Origin of the sequence: Trichloromonas sp. (assembly GCF_034006665.1) — a bacterium.
Taxonomy (GTDB): domain Bacteria; phylum Desulfobacterota; class Desulfuromonadia; order Desulfuromonadales; family Trichloromonadaceae; genus Trichloromonas.
Window position 1 is genome coordinate 20,178 of the sequence record NZ_JAVESI010000016.1, and the last position, 19,532, is coordinate 39,709.

Genomic DNA, 19,532 nt, shown 5'->3' on the forward strand with positions numbered 1-19,532 from the left:
AGTCGATATTACATATCTATACGACATTAAGTGATGAATAAATATCCTTTTTTAACTGATATTTCTCTGATGGTGCCAGCTCGGCTAAAGACACCGGAATCATGGGCTGGACATATCCCCTTCGCTTTTTTTTTGGTTGAACAAAGCCGACCTGATTCTTTAGTGGAACTTGGGACTCATACCGGTAATTCTTATTTCGCATTTTGTCAGGCAGTTCGAGCAGCTGGTTTGTCGACTCGTTGTTTCGCAGTAGACACTTGGGAAGGTGATTCTCAGGCAGGCTACTATGGCAATGAAATCTACGTAGACGTTAGTGACTATAATGCTCGTCATTATGCTGACTTTTCTCAGCTGCTAAGACTTCCTTTTGATCAGGCTGTTACTCATTTCGATGATGGTTCTATCGATTTTCTTCATATCGATGGTCTTCATACTTATCAAGCTGTTCGTCACGATTTCGAGTCTTGGTTGCCAAAACTGTCTTCCAGGGCTCTTGTTTTATTTCATGATACTGCAGTTCATCGTGACGACTTTGGCGTTTGGCGCCTTTGGCAGGAGCTTTCTTGCCGTTACCCCCACCTCCATTTTGAGCACTGCAACGGACTTGGTGTTCTCGCGATAGGGAAGGATCTCCCAGCCAATATTCAGGCGCTATTTCATGCTTGGACTTTTCCGGAACAGCGCGTGAGATTCGCCCAGCTGTTTGATCGTCTTGGGTTGGCTCTGATGCTGCAGATTCGACTGCATGAATGGCAACTTGAGGCCAGGAATCTGCAGCAGATTGCGGAGAATCTGAAACAGGCGGAGCAGATTGCCAGCACTCGCCTTGCTGAACGTGATCACCAGTTGCTGGAATTGACATCCACTCACGACCGTGAAATGGCTGAGCTGCTGGCCACTCATGAGGGTCGTTTGTCCGATCTGGTCGCCAGCCATGACCGTGAAATGGCTGAGCTGCTGGCCACCCATGAGCGTCAGTCAGCCCAATATGACCGCCATCTGGCTGAACAGCTTCGCCATATCGAAACCTTGCGCCATCGTATTGATGCTCTGCTGACCAGCCGCAGTTGGCGCCTGACTGCGCCCCTGCGCTACCTGACCACTAATGGGCGTGTGACCGGTCAGCGCCTGCTTTGGTTTCGCCAGCAGATCCATGCTCGTGGTGGTTGGCTGTCTGTTGCTGTCAAGACTCATGCTCTTTGGCGCCGTGAGGGACTGGCTGGCCTGCGTCAGCGCATGCGCCGGCTTCAACAGGGAAACCTTCAGCCCCAGTTGACGCCAACCGCACAGGAATCAAACGACAGCGCCACCATACAGAGGGACGCCGCTCCGGCGAGTCGCCCTTACTACCTTGATCCCGCAGCCACCGTCACCATTGCGCCATATCTCCGAATCGCGGTGCATCTGCATCTGTACTATCCGCAGATGCTGGATGAATTCACCAGTCGCCTGCAGGCCATGCCGGTTGATTTCGATCTTTATGTCTCCGTGCGACAGAATAGCGACACGACTGTCTTGACCGAACAACTGCGGCGTCAGTTGCCCCGTCTAGGCCAACTGGTGATCGAAGCCGTGCCCAACCGGGGCCGCGATATCGCCCCTTTTATTGTCCAGTTCGGCCAGCGCCTGCTTCAATACGACCTCATCGCCCATTTCCACAGCAAGCAGAGTCCGCACAGCGCCGAGCTGTCCCATTGGTGCGCCGATATTCTCAATCTCCTTCTGGGTACGGCTGAAACAGCCGCCGCAACTCAAAGCCAGATTCTGCACCTGCTGCAGCAGGACGCCAAACTGGTGTATCCCGAAGGCCAACGTCAGATTCTCAAGGATCGCAGCGGCTGGGGTGCCAATCAATCCATCGCCGAAGAACTGTTGCGACGTTATACTGATGTCTCAATAGCCGATTATCCTGTCGTTGAATTCCCCGAAGGTGCCATGTTCTGGGCGCGAGCCGAGGCCCTGCGCCCCTTTCTGACGCTGCCGCTGAACTGGCAGGACTTCCCGGCCGAGCCCATTCCCGCCGACGGTACCCTGGCACATGCCCTGGAGCGTCTCATCCTGATTCTCGCCAACCGCACACCCGGCCGTTTTTATCGCCTGCATCGTGGTGATTCCATTGCCGATTACCGCTATTACGAACCCCAGCAGGATTTTTCCGCTCAGATTTGTGATGACATCCGGGTGCTCAGCTATTATCTGCCACAGTTTCATCCTATTCCGGAAAATGATGACTGGCACGGTAAGGGCTTCACCGAATGGACCAAGGTGCGTGCCGCCAACCCGCTGTTTGTTGGTCATTACCAGCAGCACATTCCCCATCACGATCTCGGTTATTATCGGCTCGACTCCCCCGCACCCCTGATGCGGCAGGCCCATATGATGCAGAAGGCCGGCATCCATGGTCAGGTGTTCTACCATTACTGGTTTACGGGCAAGCTGATTCTCGAACAACCAGCCCGTCTGCTACTGGAAAACCCCGATATCCCCATGCCGTTCTGCTTCTGCTGGGCCAACGAAAACTGGACCCGCCGCTGGGATGGCAACGAAGATGCCGTACTTCTTCAGCAAAACTATTCTGCGGCTGATGCCGAAGCTTTTATTCATTACCTGCTGCCCTTTTTCCGCGATTCCCGTTATGTGCGTATCGACAACCGGCCGCTGCTGTTCGTTTACCGACCCGCTTCACTGCCCGATCCCCAGCAGTATCTTGCCGTCTGGTCCCAGCAGTGCCAAGCTGCCGGACTCGAACCTCCTTACGTTGTTGCCGTGTTGACCCGCGGTGCTAATGATCCGCGCACATTTGGCATGGATGCAGGCGTTGAACGTACTCTGCATGACTGGACCGGCGGTGCTGTTCCCGATATCCGCGACCAGTTACAGCCATATCAACCCCTGCACGGCAGCGTGCTCGATTATGATCAGGTTGCCAGTTTCTATGCCGAACAGCAGCAGGCCAAGCCCTACACCTGGTTCCGTTCCCTCGTGCCGATCTGGGACAACAGCGCCCGCTATGGCGCTGAGGCCCTGTTGGTGCATGGCAGCACCCCCGCGAGTTTTTCCCATTGGCTCGAGCGCCTCATCAACTACAGCCGCGCCAACCTGCCGGCCGACCGGCGGTTTATCTTGGTCAATGCCTGGAACGAATGGGCCGAAGGTGCGCACCTTGAACCGGACAGCCGCTATGGCTATGCCTATCTCAATGCTGTTGGTCGCACCCTCGCCGGGTTGCCCTACGGCATTGATCGTACCATTCGCTGTAAACTGCTGCCGGATACTGTCGTTCGTATAGACCTGCTGCCTGATGTCTGGTCCAGTTTGCAAGCAGATACCCGCCTACATGATCGCTTCGTTGCTGCTTTGACTCAATCGAGCCTGTTTGACCTCTGCAGAATAAGTTTTGCTCAGCCTGAACTTGAGGCTGCTGTTCAGGCGGCCAGAGCTATTCGACAAAGCCCTCAAGCGGCAAGAAAGACATCGCCTCCCGAGTCTGCGCCCGACTATCTTTTTCAGTTTCGTCGGCTGGCCTTGGTCTTGCCCGACACCCTCGAAAACATGCTGTATACGGCTATGCATCTGCCCGGCCAGATCCTGTTGTCCAACGCCTACGATCCTTTTGGGTCCCTGCCGCAGCCCACCGAAAACGGCTCCGTCGACAGCGCCACCGCCGAGCAGGCTCCGTTGCTGTTGTTTCCCGTCGCAGCTGCTCCCTGCGATTATAAAAATTACCGCCTGCGGACAGATGCTCACAGTTTTGTCACCCGGCCAGACAGCCGGCCCGTCGCCGAGTTGCCCCAAGTGACCACCATCCTGCGCTTCCACCGCCAGGGCGATCTGGCCCTGTTGCAGCAGGCGCTCTACAGCCTCGCGGCCATGCACGATTGCCAAGTCATTCCGCTGCTCGCTGTGCAGGATCTCTCGCCCGAGCAGACCCAAACACTTGATGCCCTGGTTGCCCGGTTACCTTGGCCGGCTGGCAGGCTGGCCCGTATCCTGCATTTTCACTCCGACAATGGTCAGGGGGATTTGCGTGCCCGGATGCTCAATCAGGCCCTGCAGTCGGTCACTACCCGTTATGCCGCCTTTCTTGATTACGATGATCGTCTGTTCTGCCATGCCTACGCCTGGCTGCTCGACCGCCTGCGCCAGACCGGCAAGGCCGTCACCTTCGGCCGGGTTTATTCCACCAGCTTTGATCCCAACACCGGTCAGCTGACCGGCCGTAAGCGCGAGTTTACCCACGGTCGCTGCTATGAGGATTTTGTCAGCTGCAATCCCGCGCCACTGCATAGCTTCCTGCTTGATCTCGATCAGCTCGACCTTTCGTGTCTGGTCTGGCATGATGAACAGCGTTATCTCGAAGATTATTATCTCACCCTGCAACTGATCACGTGCGACAACACCGACTGGCACAGCCTTGAACTTGATCACTACATTGGTGACTATCTTCATGGCACCTCCGGCGGCAATACCCTTGCCGTCGATTCCTCCGCTAACCGTGCTGATATCATTTCCAGTCCACTGTACCGGGAGTGCCAGGAACGGATCGATCAATTACGCGTCCAACGGGTTGCGGTCAGTTCTCGATGAATCTTAAAGCCATCCGATTGGCCCAAGCCCGGCCGACCGATCAATAAAGATTAGTTGGAGATAAAATTTCCCGTATTTTCCAGCGCACGATTACCGATTTTTGTCTGACGCTGGTACGCTGCCCGATGATTCGAATCTGAACCGGCAAGGACAGCTTCGGCATGAAATCAGACTTATTTACCAGCCTTCTTGGAAATGCCTCTGCTCGACGGCAGAGTTGCGTTCTGTTGCTGGTTTTGGCTCTCATACTGCTATTTTCCAACCCTGCGTCGGCTACACAATCGCTTGGCGTCGCCATCCTTCTGTCTCGCGAGATCGCCCCTTATATTGAAATGGTTGAAGGGCTTGAAGAGGGTCTTCCCGGTTTGCATCTTCAGCGCTTCTTTCTTGATGAAAGGGGGATCCCCTATAGCCTGGCCGGTCAGTCTCCCTTTTTGGAGCCCCGGTCGTTTGCCGCCATGGTCGCTGTCGGCCCCGAATCGCTGCGTTATCTTGCCCCCCGTTCCAGATCCACCCCCCTGATTTACGGCATGGTGCTCAATCCCGAAGCGATCTTCTCCGGTTCCCCTGCGGCCCGTTGCGGCGTCGATCTTAACCTGCCCATTGCCGCGCAGATCAAAGCCCTGCGCCAAGAGTTGCCGAACCTGAAAAGCCTTGGCGTTCTTTTCGACCCCGCCAACAACCAGGACTGGTTTGACCAGGCCGTCCCCTTGGCCGAAGCGCAAGGTCTGAATCTTTTGGCGTTGCCGGTCAGCCGTAAGTCAGGTGGGCTCGATATCCCCACCGGCCAAAAACGGCCGGACGCCATTCTTTTCATTCCCGATCGCACCATCATCTCCCGCGCCTTCATCCAGCATGTCATCAAAGAAGCGGCCTTGCGGCGGATACCGGTGGTGGGTTTTAACAGCTTTTTTCTCGATTCCGGCGCGGCCCTGGCCTTTGTCATCGATTATCGGCAGGTCGGGCGGCAGGTCGCTTCCCAGGTCACGGCGCTTCTGTCCGGGGGGGGCTGCCGAATTGAATCACCGGAATTCAGTGTCCAGCGCAACCCTCAGGTCTGGCGATCCCTCGGATTGCCGGGAGGGGAGGGGACACCGTGAAACTCCCTTATTACAGAAACCTCGGTCTCCATTCCATCCAGGGGAGGTTGACCGCCATCGCTTTCTTTTTTATCATTGCCACCGCCTTCAGCATGGGGATTGTGGGCTACCGCCTTACCGTTTCCTTTGAAAAACAACGGTTTCACGACCACTTCAGCCTCTTGGCCGGATATCTGGCGAGCAATGCCGAACTTGGAGTCCTGCTGGAAAACGAACAGATCCTGGCCAGTCTTACCGACACCATGCTGGCCGTCAGTGACGTCTGCAAGGTCGAAATCGTCGACACTTCCGGTCGGCCCATCATCGTGCGTACCCAACGTACAATCCCCGAGAGCTTTGCGACCGTTAGCGCTCCGGTATTCAGCCACAGCCTTGGTGGCGAAGAGGCCCTTTTTCTTGAGGGCCGCCCCCAGAACGAGCGCCTCGGCGAGGTGCGCCTCGGTTTTTCCCTCGCCAGTCTCGACCAGCTCAAAAGTCGGCTGGCCTTGCGTTATGTCCTGATTTCGCTGTTTCTGTCCTTTGCCCCTATCGGCATGTACTGGACCCTGTCCCGCGCTATCAATGCTCCCCTCAAAAACCTGCTGACCGTGGCCCGACAGGTTTCGCGCGGCCAGATGGAAGGCCGTGCCGACGGCGGTCGGCTGCACGAAACCCGCACCCTGGCCCACGCCTTCAACGAAATGCTCAAGGCGCTGGAGTCGCAGCGGCGCGAAATCGCCGCCGCCCATGCGGCCATCGCCCGGCAGCAGGTGCTGGCCGAGGTCGGAAAGTTCTCTCTGACCGTGGCCCATGAAATCAAGAATCCCCTCGCCATCATCAAGGGGAGTATCGGCATCTTGCGCAAAGAGGGGCCGATCGCGCCGGAGGTCAAGGTGCGGATGATCGGATTTCTGGATGAGGAGATTGAGCGTATCAACAAACTGGTGGAGGATTTTCTTCTTTTTGCCCGCCCGCGTCCGCCGGCTTTCAAGGAAATGCCGACCTTCGAACTGGTTGCCAGCCTTGAGCAACGGATCCGGCTCATGGATGAGCGGGTGCAAATTGACAGCCAGATTCCCGATGACCGTGCCCTGACCTTGGTCTGTGATCCCGCGCTCCTTGAGCGAGCCGTGCTCAACGTCGTTCGCAATGCCCTCGATGTGGCCGAAAATGTCACACTTCAGATTGCTTCTCTCGATGACTTTCTGTTGTTGCGGGTTGTCGATGATGGTCCCGGTTTTGGGGATGTCGATCCCCAGTCCCTGTTCGAGCCGTTTTTTACCACCAAGGCTAAAGGAACCGGTCTGGGGCTCGCGATTACCCGGGAGATTGTCGCCGCCCACCAGGGGACGGTCAGCGCCCTGGCCCATCAGCCGCACGGAGCCTGTTTTGATTTGCAGATCCCCTTGCACCCCGAACTTTTCAGTAAGGAGAACTGATTGCCCATGGCCCGGATTTTGATCGTTGACGACGAAGAAAAAATCAGAGCTATTCTCTCTATTATCCTGATCGGCGCCGGTCACCAGACCGCCGAGGCCGGCAATGGGCGGTTGGCTCTCGAAACCCTCGGCCGGGAACCTTTCGATCTGGTCATATCGGATATGCGCATGGATGAGATGGACGGACTCGAACTTCTCGCCGCCATTCGTGAACGGGAACTCGGTTGCCCGGTGGTCTTCGTGACCGCCTACGCCAATCTCGAATCCGCTGTCGAGGCCCTGCGTCTGGGTGCCGCCGACTTTCTGGTCAAGCCCTTCGAGGAAGAGGCCGTGCTGCTCGCCGTCGAACGTGCCCTGGGCGTCCGCCGTCTGCTCTCGGAAAACCTTCGTCTCAAGCAGCAGGTCGCCGATCATCGGCCCGAGGGGATTTTTACCTCCGAGTCCATGCAAAAGGTGCGGGATCTGGCCCAGCGGGTTGCCGTGAGTGACGCCACGGTGCTTATTACCGGCGAGTCCGGCACCGGCAAGGAAGTCGTGGCCCGCCTGGTGCACAACAGCAGCCCCCGGGCGAAAGAGCGTTTCGTCGCGGTCAACTGTGCGGCGATCGCTCCCAATCTCATCGAAGCCGAACTTTTCGGCCACGAGCGGGGCGCGTTTACCGGTGCCGATAAGATGCGTCTCGGTAAGTTTGAATTCGCCGCCGGCGGCACCCTTTTCCTCGATGAAATCGGCGAGCTCCCCCCCGAGGCCCAGGCCAAGCTGTTGCGGACCTTGCAAGAAAAGACCATCCAGCGGGTCGGCGGCAATGAAGAGCTCCCCGTTACCTGCCGACTGGTCTGCGCGACGAACCGCGACCTCGCCGCCCTCGTTCGTCAGGGGCTTTTTCGGGAAGATTTGTACTATCGCCTCGAGGTCTTTCCCATTCATTTGCCCCCCTTGCGCGACCGGCGCGAGGATATCGATGCTTTGGTCGGCTACTGTGTCGAGAAACTCAGCGGAGCGCCTCCCCGCGGGGAACTGCTCACGCCCGCCGCGCAGCGTTTGCTGCACGAATATCCCTGGCCCGGGAACGTGCGTGAGCTCTTCAATGCAGTCGAGCGCGCCTGCATCCTCAAGGGCGGTTCCGGTCCATTCAATTCCGACGATTTCCCCCAACTGGAAGCGGCCAGGCAGCCGCCCGCCCTGGCGGGAGAGCTCTTCCAGTTGCCGCCGGCGGGGATCGATTACGAAGAACTGCAGCGGGTGATCGTTCGCCAATCGCTGGAAATGACCGGCAACAACCAGAGCGCCGCAGCCCGCCTGCTGCGGGTCAGCCGGGCGCGCTTCCGCACCCTGCTCGGTCTGCTCGACGGCGCCGCAAACAGCAAAACCATCCATGTTCAGGTTCGCTACAGGGGGAAACGTGAGGAATAACCTCCTTCTCCGGCTTAGCCGCCATCTCTTCATTTCGGGGCTGTTTATGGCCTTTGCCTGGTCCCAGGGTTGGGCACTGGAATTGGCCGGCGACGAAGAAACCATGCTGATGTTTGTCGGTGAAGCCGAGCAGAAAGTGACCGTCGCTTCCCGAGCGCCCGAATCCCCGGCGACCGCACCCGCGATCGTCAATCTCGTTTCCCGCGAGGAGATCGAGCGCCATGGCTATCGTACCCTGGCTGAACTTCTTGGCGCTCAGCCGGGATTTTTCATGATCGGCGCCGGGCGTGGCAGCGTCCCGTATTTGCGTGGGCTGCGCGACGCCGTTCTTTTCCTTTACGACGGGGTGCCCCTGACCACCGATGTCAGCAAGACCTTTGCTCCCCTCGATGAGGACATGTCCCTGCACAATATTGAACGGGTCGAAATCATCTATGGTCCCGGTTCGGTCCTCTGGGGACCTGACGCCTTTGCCGGTGTGGTCAACGTCGTTCCACGTCGGGGCGGCGATCTGGGGGGGAGTGTGTCGCTTCACGGCGGCAACCATGAATCGCGCGGCGCCGATCTCGGCGTTCAGGGGCAGGCCGCCGGCTGGCGGGCGCGGCTTGATTATGCGGACAGCCGCCGGCTCTTCCAGGAATCCGAGGTCACCACGAAACAGGACGCCGGGGAAATCGCCCCCTCCCGCTATCGGCAAGGGGCGGCCACCTTGGATTATGGCGACAGCTTTCAGTTGACCCTGCGCGGCAGCGATTTCACCCGCCGCTACACCCAGACCAACCCCGATGAAAGCCTGCGTTGGCGTGGCGAAAAGGAAACCCCCATCAATCTGGTCAAGGCCACCTTCAGTCATGTCGTCGGTGCCAGTCATTACACCCTGAGCGGGTATTATTTGCAAAGCCGCTATGAGGTTCTTGACAGCGATATCGAGCGGAGCCAGCGCAACGATGTCGGCCATGTGGAACTGCTCTGGGATCGCCGCCTCTTCGGCAAGGGCTTGCTCACTCTCGGCGGATCCTGGCGGGAAACGCGGGTGCGCGACGCTCTGGTCAGGGATGGATTCCTCCCCGACTTTCTGGAAACGGAACAGCCTCTCTTTACGCCGGAAATCGGGCAGGCGGACTACAGCAACCGCCTTTTTTCCCTTTTCGGGCAGATGCGCTGGCAATGGCGCGAAACCCACTTCTGGCTCGGCGCGCGCGTCGACGACCACAACCAATATGAAAGCACCTGCAGTTACAGCCTGGGGTTCACCCGCGCCCTCGGCAAGCGGGTCAACCTCAAAGGGAACTACGGCACCGCCTATCGCAGCCCCTACTCGCGGCAACTCTTCGAGAACCAGGATTTCGATCCCGAAGGCATCTCCACCGCCAGTCTGCAGCTCGAGTGGAGCACGCCGGGCGGGGCGAATGCGCAGGCGACCCTCTTTCACAGCCGGGTGCGGGATCATCGCAGCGAAGACCCCTACGGCGGGCTCTCCGTTCCCCAGTATCTGGAAATCTACGGCGGAGAAATTGCCTTGCGCACTCCCAGGATTTACGACATGCAATTTTATGGCGGTTTCGGCATTCACGACTATCGGGGGGACGATACCCGCTTCCATGCCTTGCGCTTCGTCTATGTCCGTCCCGACGGCAGCCAGGTGCCGGTCTACGACGACTGGCGCGAACCCGTCGACCAGGGACCGGGCTGGCAGGCCTACGCCGGACTCTCCTGGCGGCCGTCCAATCGTTACGATCTGGATATCTCGGGCCAGTATGCCGACGACATCGCTTACAGTTATTCCAAAGACAGTGTCGGCGGGCATTATTCGCAAGAAGTTGTCGTGCACTTGACTGCGCGGATGGCCGGTTTTTTCGAGGATGACCGTTTCACCCTGCGGGTTCGAGATCTTTTCGACCGGGGGAGTCGTCAACCCGATCTCTACGGTCCGGTCGATCCGCCCGGTCGGCAGGTCGAAGTCTTCTGGAATTATGCCTGGTAGCGACGAGCTCAGGTAAATCCCTGAAAACGCTTCAGGGTTTTCCCCTGTTTCACCCACCCCAAAAATTTTCATCCGCTGCAATGAGTCTGGTTGAATCAAACCAGCGCTGGTTGGATTCAACCAGCGTTGACGTAAGCCTTTTTGTAAAATGCCGTAATATATATGAAGTTTTCTCTTGGCATGGACATTGCTATAAGGCAAAGTCATGTATGACCGGATGTCATGTATACAGTCCACAAGTAAAGGCGAAAGACGCAAATGATGAATCTCACGTTTTCAGAAAGAATGACGCGCTGTGTAGTTGGTTTTCCGGTAGCCGGTCGGTTTGTCGCTTGCCTTTTGCTTGTGCTGATGGGCTTAGCCGCGGTTCCGGCGCATGCGGAAGATGCTGCAGTCGAAAAGCAAGCGCTCCTTCGCGTGCAGGCACGGATGGTTTGGGCCCGGATCAATGAGGCCCGTGTCGACTTGCGCGCAACTGTCGAGCGTCTGGGGTTGGATGTCGAGCAGGTGGCGACGTCTCTGGGGGAACGAGCCTGGATCCTTGATGCCGGTCTGCCCCCCCTGGCCTGGAGCGACGGATTGATGGCTTCGGCCGACGCCCACGGTCGCGATATGGCGACGCAGCTTTATTACAGCTATCAGTCTCTTGACGGCCGTACGGTCGCCGACCGGGCTGCGGAAGCCGGCTATGCCGCCGCCGAGGTCGATGAAGCTTTGGCCATTCTGGCTTTTTCCAACTATGTTGAGTTGGATGAGGCGGTGGGTTTTATGGTTGACAATTTGCTGCGTGATGAACTGCTTTCCCTTCCCGCCGGCAAGCTGACGTTGCTCAACCCCTTGTTGCGCGAAGCGGGTGTCGCCCTTTTCGCCGAAAACCTGCAACTGGTCATGGGCCAGCAATATGTTTATCTTCTCGTCATTGACGCTGCAATACCGTTGGATTTGCGCCCTTGGTTGATCGGTCAAGCGGCCTTTGGCAGCCGACTCTTTCTGCGCGATGAATTTACCGGTTTTTTGTCGACCTTGCCGGTTGATGACGCAGGGGGCTTCCAGGCTGAGTTGCCGCTTGGCGGCTCTGTCGAACTCTATGAGTTGCAGTCCGATGGGTTGATGCGCTATCTGACGACCGTCTATGCCGATTTGGGGGACAATCAGTTCATCAATCTGTCTGACGAGGAGTGATGCCGGTTTTTTGCCGATTCAGTGAAATCTTTGCTGTACATTGAAGTTAAAATGTCATATCTATACTTGTTTAAAAATCTAAACTTTTTTAATCGCGGAATGTCCGTGACAGCGTGTGGCACGCCATGGGGGTGTTGCCATGCAAATGATGTAAAATCAGAGGAAAAAAGAGGAGAAATTATCGATGGTAACTCCAGAACAGCAAAATGAAATCTATCTCTACACCGTTGGTTTGTTCAAGGCTGCCCCTGGTGCCTACTATGAAGGCCTGGTGGGTTTCGTCGAGAGCGGCTACAGCACCCAGGACATGGCCCTGGCTCTGGCCAATTCGCCTGTCTTCAACGGTCTGTACAACACCGATTCCGACGACGCATTCGTTTCGGCGTTTCTGAACAATCTGGTTGGTGACACCCTCGATGCCGCGACCATGCAGGCTGCCGTTGCCGGCATGAACAGCCTGGTCGCCGACCAGGGCCGGGCCCAGGCCGCCGTCGCCATTATTGACCTGCTGGCCGACCAGAGCCCTTCCGATCCCACCTTCGGCGAGGCCCGTCAGTTGCTGCAGGGCCGTGTGGATGCCGCCAAAGGTTACCAGGCTTTCCCCGGTGCTAAAGGCCTCTCCGCCAATATCGCTACCCTCCAGAACGTTGTCGAGGCAACCGATACCGCCCAGTACCTGACCGATGGCATCGATAATCTGCTTGGTGGTATCGGCAACGATCTGTTCCAGGCTTACATCTACGACAACAGCAACAGCCTTGAGTCCGGTGACATCATCAACGGCGGCGCCGGCACCGACGTCCTGCGCGCTGAAGTGGGTTCTTCGCAGGACTTCGCCATCTCGGCCAAGACCGTTTCCGTTGAGAACATGTTCTTCACCGCCCAGAACCTGGCGTGGGACAATGCCGACAACACCATCGGTGATCGTCTTGGCTTCGACACCACCATCGATGCCGGTGAGTTCGCCGGTGTGCGCCAGCTGTGGTCCGACGACAGCCGCGCCAGCCTGGTCATCGAAGACGTCAGCGAAGACAGCCACCTCACCACCATCGGTATGCGTGATACCGATTCGGCGGTTAACTACGAAGTTTACTTCGATCAGCAGAATGTGACCGACATCGGTTCCCAGGAGTCCGGCGGCTCGTTGATTCTGACCATCGCCGACCTCGATCGCATGGATCAGGGCCTGTCGCCGTTGAGCGATGCCTTCCCTTACGATATCCTCACCGTCCACTTCGAAGGCGTTTCCTATGAGCTGGACATCGATTACACCGACGTAGAAGACCATGACGACCTGGTTGCCGCCATCAATAACGCTCTGGCCGCCGACGGCGTGACCCAGTTCGAGGCCGTCAAGCAGGGCAGCGTCAACGTTGTTCACCCCGATACCAGCAATCCTCTCGTTGTCGATCAGGTCGTTATCCAGAAGGTTGATGCGACCATGGAAGGCAATTTCGACGCCGCCATGTCGACCTGGGACAACTCCGGCATCATCCCCGGCGACACCGCTTACCTCACCCGCGTTCAGGACGAGCAGGCTGTTGCCCAGCCGTCCCTGACTCAGGTAGATGTCGTCGTTGATAACGTCGGCCGCGGTTGCGTTGGTGGCGATCTGGTGATCGGCGCTATGGCCGAGTGCCTTGGCATCGAGCAGTTCAATGTGCAGGTCGATCGTGACAGCTGGCTGAGCACTCTGCGTTCGAACAACGAACTGTCTCATGGCGCTCTTGAAGTCGTTAACGTCGTCAACATCAGCGAGAACGATGCCGAAGGCAACGGCAATCTGCGTATCGACGCCCTGAACGACGTCCGCGTTTTCGATGCTTCCGAGATGGCCGGTAATGTCACCCTTACCGCAACTCTCAGCAATGAAATTGTCGCCAAGTACTTCAGCCTGACGGACAGCCATCAGGACAATACCCAGGACGACAGCGACCCCGTCGACTACCTGGATGTTGTGGACACCTATTTCAGCTACGATTTCGGTGCCGGCAGCGACAGCCTCAACCTGACCCTCAGCGCCGATAATTTCCAAGATGCCGGCAGCGCGGCTTTCGAAGATTTCCAGCTTGAAGTCAACGGTAACGACGGCAATGACCGTCTCACGGTCCGTTTCGACGACGCCACTGCCAACGATGCCGACTTCTGGTACTTCAATCAGTCCGTCAACCAGGCCAACAACAGCTCCATCGTCATCAACGGCGGCGCCGGTAACGACACCATCAGCACCCCGGGCGCCGGCAACATGACCATCAACGCCGGCAGCGGCAACGATGTGGTCTTCTCCGACAATACCGGCGCCAAGGCCCAGTGGGTCATCAACGCCGCCAACCTCGATCTTAACGACCTCGACGGTAACGGTCCCGGCGCCACGGGTCTGCTCTACGGTGCGCAACTCACCCTGACCTTCGCCGCCGCCAACCTGACCTTGCCTGCCGGCATGACCCAGCCGAATGCCGATGCCTACGATGTCGGTTTCGAGTCGACCGTACGGGTTACCACCAACGATCTGGGCAACCAGGCCACCGTCAACCAGGCCATCAAGAACGCCATCAATAACGATGCCGTTCTGAGCAAACTCCTCCTGGCTGAAGACGGCCCGGAAAACACCCTGGTGATCACTTCCAAGATCGATGGTCAGTTCTCCAGCAACGATATCCTTATCGATGTGGAAGCGATCGATCTGGCAGACCAGTCCACGGCTACCCAGGATGACCTGCAGGACGCTTACGAACTGCTCATGCGTGATTCCGATGCCGTGCTGACCCAGGCTATTCTTGACGGCTATGCCAATGCCTACGACGGCAACATCGCCACTCTGGCCGTGCAGGGCAGCGACAGCGTTTACACCAGCGACAACCGCATCAATGTGGGTTCCGGCGATGACCTGGTGGTTCTCGGCACCGGCGCTAACAGCAACGACACCCTGGTCTTCACCGGGACCGATCTGGGCAAGGTAACGGTCGTCAATTTCGATGACGCCGTCGGCTCCGCTTCGATGGATTCCCTCAACTTCGGCAGCTACCTGATCGGTAAGACCTCGGCGTCCGAGAGCGTCAGCTCCGAGCGCGGCATCGCCGACACCTACGACTTCCTCAATGTTTCCGGGGTAGGTGGTACCGCGGGTGCCGATGAGATCATCGTCATCAACGATTTCGCCGCCGTAGCAGGCGAAACCTGGGCGACCATGACCGCTTCCGACTTCCTGACCGCTATTCAGGATGAGGCGGGGACCGAGATCGGCTACGGCAACATCGACAGCAATGATATCGATGTGGCTGCCGCTCCGGCCAATTATGTCGGCGATACCATGCACCACGTCTTCATGGTAGAGAATGACCTGAATGCCGGTGAGTACAAGGCCTTCTACGTCACCTCCGAAATCGATGCCGACGGCAACGAGTTCAATAGCGCCAGCCTGATCAGCATTATCGACTTCGGCGCCAGCTTCGACCTCGCTGACGATGGCGGCGCCGGTCCTGGGCCGGTCCAGGTCGATCAGGTCGTAGCCGACCTGATCACTTACGATGCCAGCACCGACGATTTCAATTTCATCCTTGATTTCGCTGCTGCGGGCGTCAAACTGGCCAATATCAATGGCTTCGACGACGGCGACACCGTGACCCTGCTCAACGCTCCGGCCGGTTCCGCAGTTGACTTCGATAGCGGCGCTGCCGACTCCATCGATTTCGTTGCCGGTGATTTGGTTGGTTTCACCAACGCCTGGGCCGTCACCTTCGGCGCTCAGGATCCTGTCGAAGTGGCCGATTTTGTCGCCGCCGCCGATGAGTTTGCCGCGACTCAGGCCATTTGGGGTGACTGGCTGGTCGCCTAGTTTTACCCTTTTGCTTCACTAGATCCATACCGTGGCTTGTGCAAGATAGAGCGGGCAGGTTCGCCTGCCCGCTCTAACCAACCAGAAACACAAGGAGACATATATCATGGCAGTAGTCACAGGCACTAACCTGCTTCAAGAGATTCTCGACGCTCAGGGGATTACGCTTTCGCCGTTGATGGAAGCTGCTCTTGCTGCTCGTCTGCAGCAGGCGATCGACGCCGGAACCGACAGCAATTTTCAGATTGCCGCCGTTCTGGCCAGTAACCCGACTATCAATGCTTCCGTCCCCGAAGGGGAAGTCCCGCTCACCTTTATCGCCGATGTCGTAGGGGATGCCAAAACGACGATCATCGACGAGCCGGTTGAGCCGATTGAAACTACCTATACCATTACCTCCGACGTCGACTCGGTGGACGAAGGCGGTACCGTCACCTTCACCGTAACGGCGGATGAAGCCGTTGTCGAAGATACCGAAGTGGCCTATACCCTCAGCGGCGTCGACGCCGCCGATGTGGATGGCGAGCTGACCGGTACGGTGACGATTCTGGCCGGTGAAACCGCCGCCACTTTTGCCGTCACTCTGCTCGAAGATGCGGCTACTGAAGGGGATGAAACCCTGACCGCGACCCTGGAAGACGGCGCTGCCGCCGATGTGGCCGTGGCCGACACCAGCATGGCCCCTGCCCAGGTTCTGAGCATCGAACCGGCATCGACGACGATCGTCGAGGGCAATGAGCTCGTCTTCACCGTGACGATGGACCGCGCGGTTGACGAAGATACCGTCATCCGCTATCAGGTTCAGGGCGTTGCCACCGACATCGCCGCTGCCGCTACGCCGGTTGACGACCTGGGCGTCATCAATGGTGAGGTGCTCATCGCGGCTGATGGCGATAACCCGATGATCGGTACTTTTTCGATCACCCCTTCATCCGACGGCGTAACCGAAGGTTTTGAAGCCTTCAAGGTTGTGCTGCTCAATGACGACAATACCGCCGGCTTGTCTACGGCCAATATCGTCATTACCGATCCCGCCAATGCCGGCCAGTCCTTCACGCTCACTACAAGTGTGGATGATTTCACCGGTGGCGCCGGCGATGATACCTTCACGGCGACCGACACAACCCTGACCGCGCTGGACGCCCTCGATGGGGGTGATGGAGCGGATGTTCTGAAATATACCGACGTTGCAGGGGGCAAGGGCATTCCTGGAGGTGTTTCCATCAGCAACATTGAAACGATCACGGTGCGCTCTTCAGGCGCTGCCACCATCGACTTGGCTGCTGCGGCAGGTGTGACGGGCGTGTCAACACTGAAATCGACTCAGTCTGCTGCAGCCACCCTGACCGCTGCCGACACCACCGACATCGTTGTCTCGGGCGCTACCGGCGCCATCACGATCAACGGTGGTAACAACGTTCAGGTTGCCGACGCGACTGCAGACATGGCGATTAAAGTTGGCGCGGCTACCGCTAACGCCGGTACCATCACCGTGACCGACAGCAATCAGGGCACCGGTACGATCGACGTCGACGGCGGCACGGATGTATCCGTTACCGCGACCACCAACGCTACGGCAGCAGTGGTCGGCGGCACCGTTAAGATCGGTGTTGTCACCCCCGCCACCGGCACCGTAACGCTGGAACAAAACCTGAACCACAACGGCGAAGGCGGCAATCTTGCCGGCGGCGCGATCACGGTCGTCGGTGGCACCAGCGTTGATGTCACTGTCAACGCGACCAGCACCGCCAAGAACGACGACTCCGACAACGACATCGCCATCGGTGCTGTGGACGTGACCGGCGACGGTACGACCTCCGAAGTGACCGTGACGCAGAATGCCACCACGACCGTTGTCACCACGGCCGCTGTGCCGGCGATTGCAGAAACTGACACGGTTACTTTCAAATCTATGGCCGCAGGCGATACCCTGACCACGGCCGGCAGCGGCACCCTGGTTTTTAAGGCTGTTGCTGCTATGACGGCTGAAGAAGTTGCAGCAGCCTTCACCAACCTGATCAACTCTGACACCCAATCTGCTGGCGGACCCACTGCTAAAGGCTACTTCACTGGAGCTTTCTCGCCGGTCTGGTCCAGCGCTGAAGCCTCCGGGGCCTCGGTGATCTTCACTGCCAATAGTGACGCTGAGACCAACGTTACCTGGACCCACAGTGTCGTCGCCAACAACCCGACGATCGTCAATACCCCCGGCACGGCCGCCGTTGCCGGTGACGCTTCCACCAACGCCGTGACCTACGGCGCAGTGACGATTGCCGATGACGCGACCGCCGCCATCAAGACCGTCACGGTCGATGGCTATGCGACGGCCTCGGCTATCAACGGCACCACCGTTCTGGATACTCTGAACCTGTCTAACGCCGCTGCTACGGTTGCCATGACCGTGGCCGACACCGCCGATACTTTGGCGTTGAACCTTTCGGCCATGGGCAAAACCGGCGATGGCAATGAAGCCGTTCTGACCTTCACCGCCGCCCCGCTGACCCTGAATGTCACTAGCACGGGCGATAACTACGTCGACCTGACCGCCGCCGCGACCAAGACCCTCAATGTCTCCGGTACCGGCCTGCTGGATGTCGCCGACATCGACTTGGCCGCTTTGCAGACCGTCAAAGTCAGCGGTACGGCCGGCCTGTCGTTGTACGCAGGCGTCGCTGATACCGTGACTTCGGTAGACACTACCGGCACAACTGGCACCGTCACCGCCAGCATTCAAGGCGATAAGGCCACCTACGCCGGCGGCGCCGGTGTCGACAACGTCACCGTCACCAACGCCGACACGGCCATCAGCAAGGCACTCGATCTGGGTGCAAGCAACGACACCCTGACCCTGGTCGGCGCCACCGTGGCCGTGCCCACCGTCGTCCTCAAAGGCGGCGATGGCACCGACACCTTGTCGATCGACACGGCCAGCGCAGCGGCTCTCGATGGCGCAACAACGTTCGCCGCTCAACTCGATAGCTTCGAGCACCTGTTCATCAATGATGCGGGAATAGGTGGCGAAAATATTCTCCTTGATAATCTCGGCTTCACTCAACTGGTCTCCGTGGCCGGCTCTGGCGCTACCCTGACCCTGAGCAACCTGGCCAACAACGGCACCGTAAACGTGGTAGCCGCTCCCACAACCGGCCTGACCGTGGTAGTCAAAGATGCCGATACCGGTATCGCTGACGTATTGAACGTCGGTCTGAGTGCCGATACAGGCGTACTGACCGCCGCTAACGTTGAAACCGTCAACCTGACGGTGGACGCCGATGTGACCGCTACCCTGACCGCCGACAAGGCCACCACGGTGACCCTGGCCGGCGATAGCGATCTGGTCCTGACTGACCTGAAAGCGGACGGTAGCACTCTGGTCGAACTGGTGGACGGCTCGGCCGGCTACTCGGGAGATCTCACCATGACGGCTGATCTGGCTGACTTGGTGGTAAAAGGCGGTTCGGGTGACGACTTCCTGATCGCAGACGCTAACGACGTCGCCCTGTATGGTGGCGACGGCGATGACATCCTGGTAGTGGATAGCGGTCTGCGTGTAAACCTCTACGGTGGTGAGGGCGCAGATACTTTTGAAATCAATGGAAGCCTCACTCTGGATGCTTACGCTGTCATCAACGGCGTCACTTCCGGCGACGTCATCCAGATGAACGGTGCAAACACCTTCATGAGCAGCAAGATCGCTCTTAGCGTCGGTGCCGACGAAACCCTGCTCAACTACGCCAACCAGGCGGTCGATACGCTTGCTGAAGGTGAAATGGGCTGGTTCCAGCGCGGTGGCAACACTTTCATCGTTCAGGACGTCCTTGGTACTGATAGCACCGAATTTATTGCCGGCGAAGACATGATCATCATGCTTACCGGTCTGGTAGACCTCGGTGCGGTTGCGTCGTACAACACCAATAACAGCCTGGAAATCGCCTAACCCCCTAACCCCACAATCCACCGTGGGCTAGCGTAACACCCAAACACCCCCGTCCTTCGCAAGAGGGGCGGGGGTA

Annotated in this window: 8 protein-coding genes; all 8 read left to right on the top strand. The window is 58.1% G+C overall.

All coding sequences use genetic code 11. The annotated features are described in order from the left end of the window. Positions 1-33: 33 nt before the first annotated feature. The 8 genes from RBR25_RS08165 to RBR25_RS08200 all read left to right on the top strand — a co-directional run bounded on the left by RBR25_RS08165 (position 34) and on the right by RBR25_RS08200 (position 19,456). Positions 34-4,587, top strand: a complete 4,554-nt coding sequence (locus RBR25_RS08165; protein ID WP_432819057.1) for a glycoside hydrolase family 99-like domain-containing protein — start codon at positions 34-36, stop codon at positions 4,585-4,587. 161 nt (positions 4,588-4,748) lie between these two features. Next, positions 4,749-5,687 (top strand): ABC transporter substrate-binding protein, encoded by a 939-nt coding sequence (locus RBR25_RS08170; protein WP_432819058.1) that lies wholly within the window; start codon positions 4,749-4,751, stop codon positions 5,685-5,687. Then, positions 5,684-7,105: a sensor histidine kinase gene (locus tag RBR25_RS08175; RefSeq protein WP_432819059.1), complete on the top strand. Its 1,422-nt coding sequence runs from the start codon at positions 5,684-5,686 to the stop codon at positions 7,103-7,105. The genes RBR25_RS08170 and RBR25_RS08175 overlap by 4 nt, the downstream gene beginning before the upstream one ends. Positions 7,106-7,111: 6 nt before the next feature. Next, entirely contained in the window at positions 7,112-8,518 is a 1,407-nt protein-coding gene (locus tag RBR25_RS08180; RefSeq protein WP_432819060.1) for a sigma-54-dependent transcriptional regulator, read from the top strand. Then, on the top strand, positions 8,508-10,502 hold the full coding sequence (locus RBR25_RS08185; RefSeq protein WP_432819061.1) for a TonB-dependent receptor plug domain-containing protein: 1,995 nt from the start codon (positions 8,508-8,510) through the stop codon (positions 10,500-10,502). Before RBR25_RS08180 ends, RBR25_RS08185 begins: the two co-directional genes overlap by 11 nt. Positions 10,503-10,931: 429 nt before the next feature. Continuing rightward, the gene (locus RBR25_RS08190) at positions 10,932-11,684 is read left to right on the top strand and encodes a CAP domain-containing protein (protein WP_432819062.1); all 753 of its coding nucleotides are present in this window, start codon (positions 10,932-10,934) and stop codon (positions 11,682-11,684) included. A 184-nt stretch (positions 11,685-11,868) separates the two neighbouring features. Next, positions 11,869-15,519: a hypothetical protein gene (locus RBR25_RS08195; RefSeq protein WP_432819063.1), complete on the top strand. Its 3,651-nt coding sequence runs from the start codon at positions 11,869-11,871 to the stop codon at positions 15,517-15,519. Between the two features lie 106 nt (positions 15,520-15,625). Next, positions 15,626-19,456 carry a beta strand repeat-containing protein gene (locus RBR25_RS08200; protein WP_432819064.1) on the top strand — a complete coding sequence of 1,277 codons (3,831 nt, stop codon included), beginning with the start codon at positions 15,626-15,628 and terminating at the stop codon, positions 19,454-19,456. Positions 19,457-19,532 lie beyond the last annotated feature (76 nt).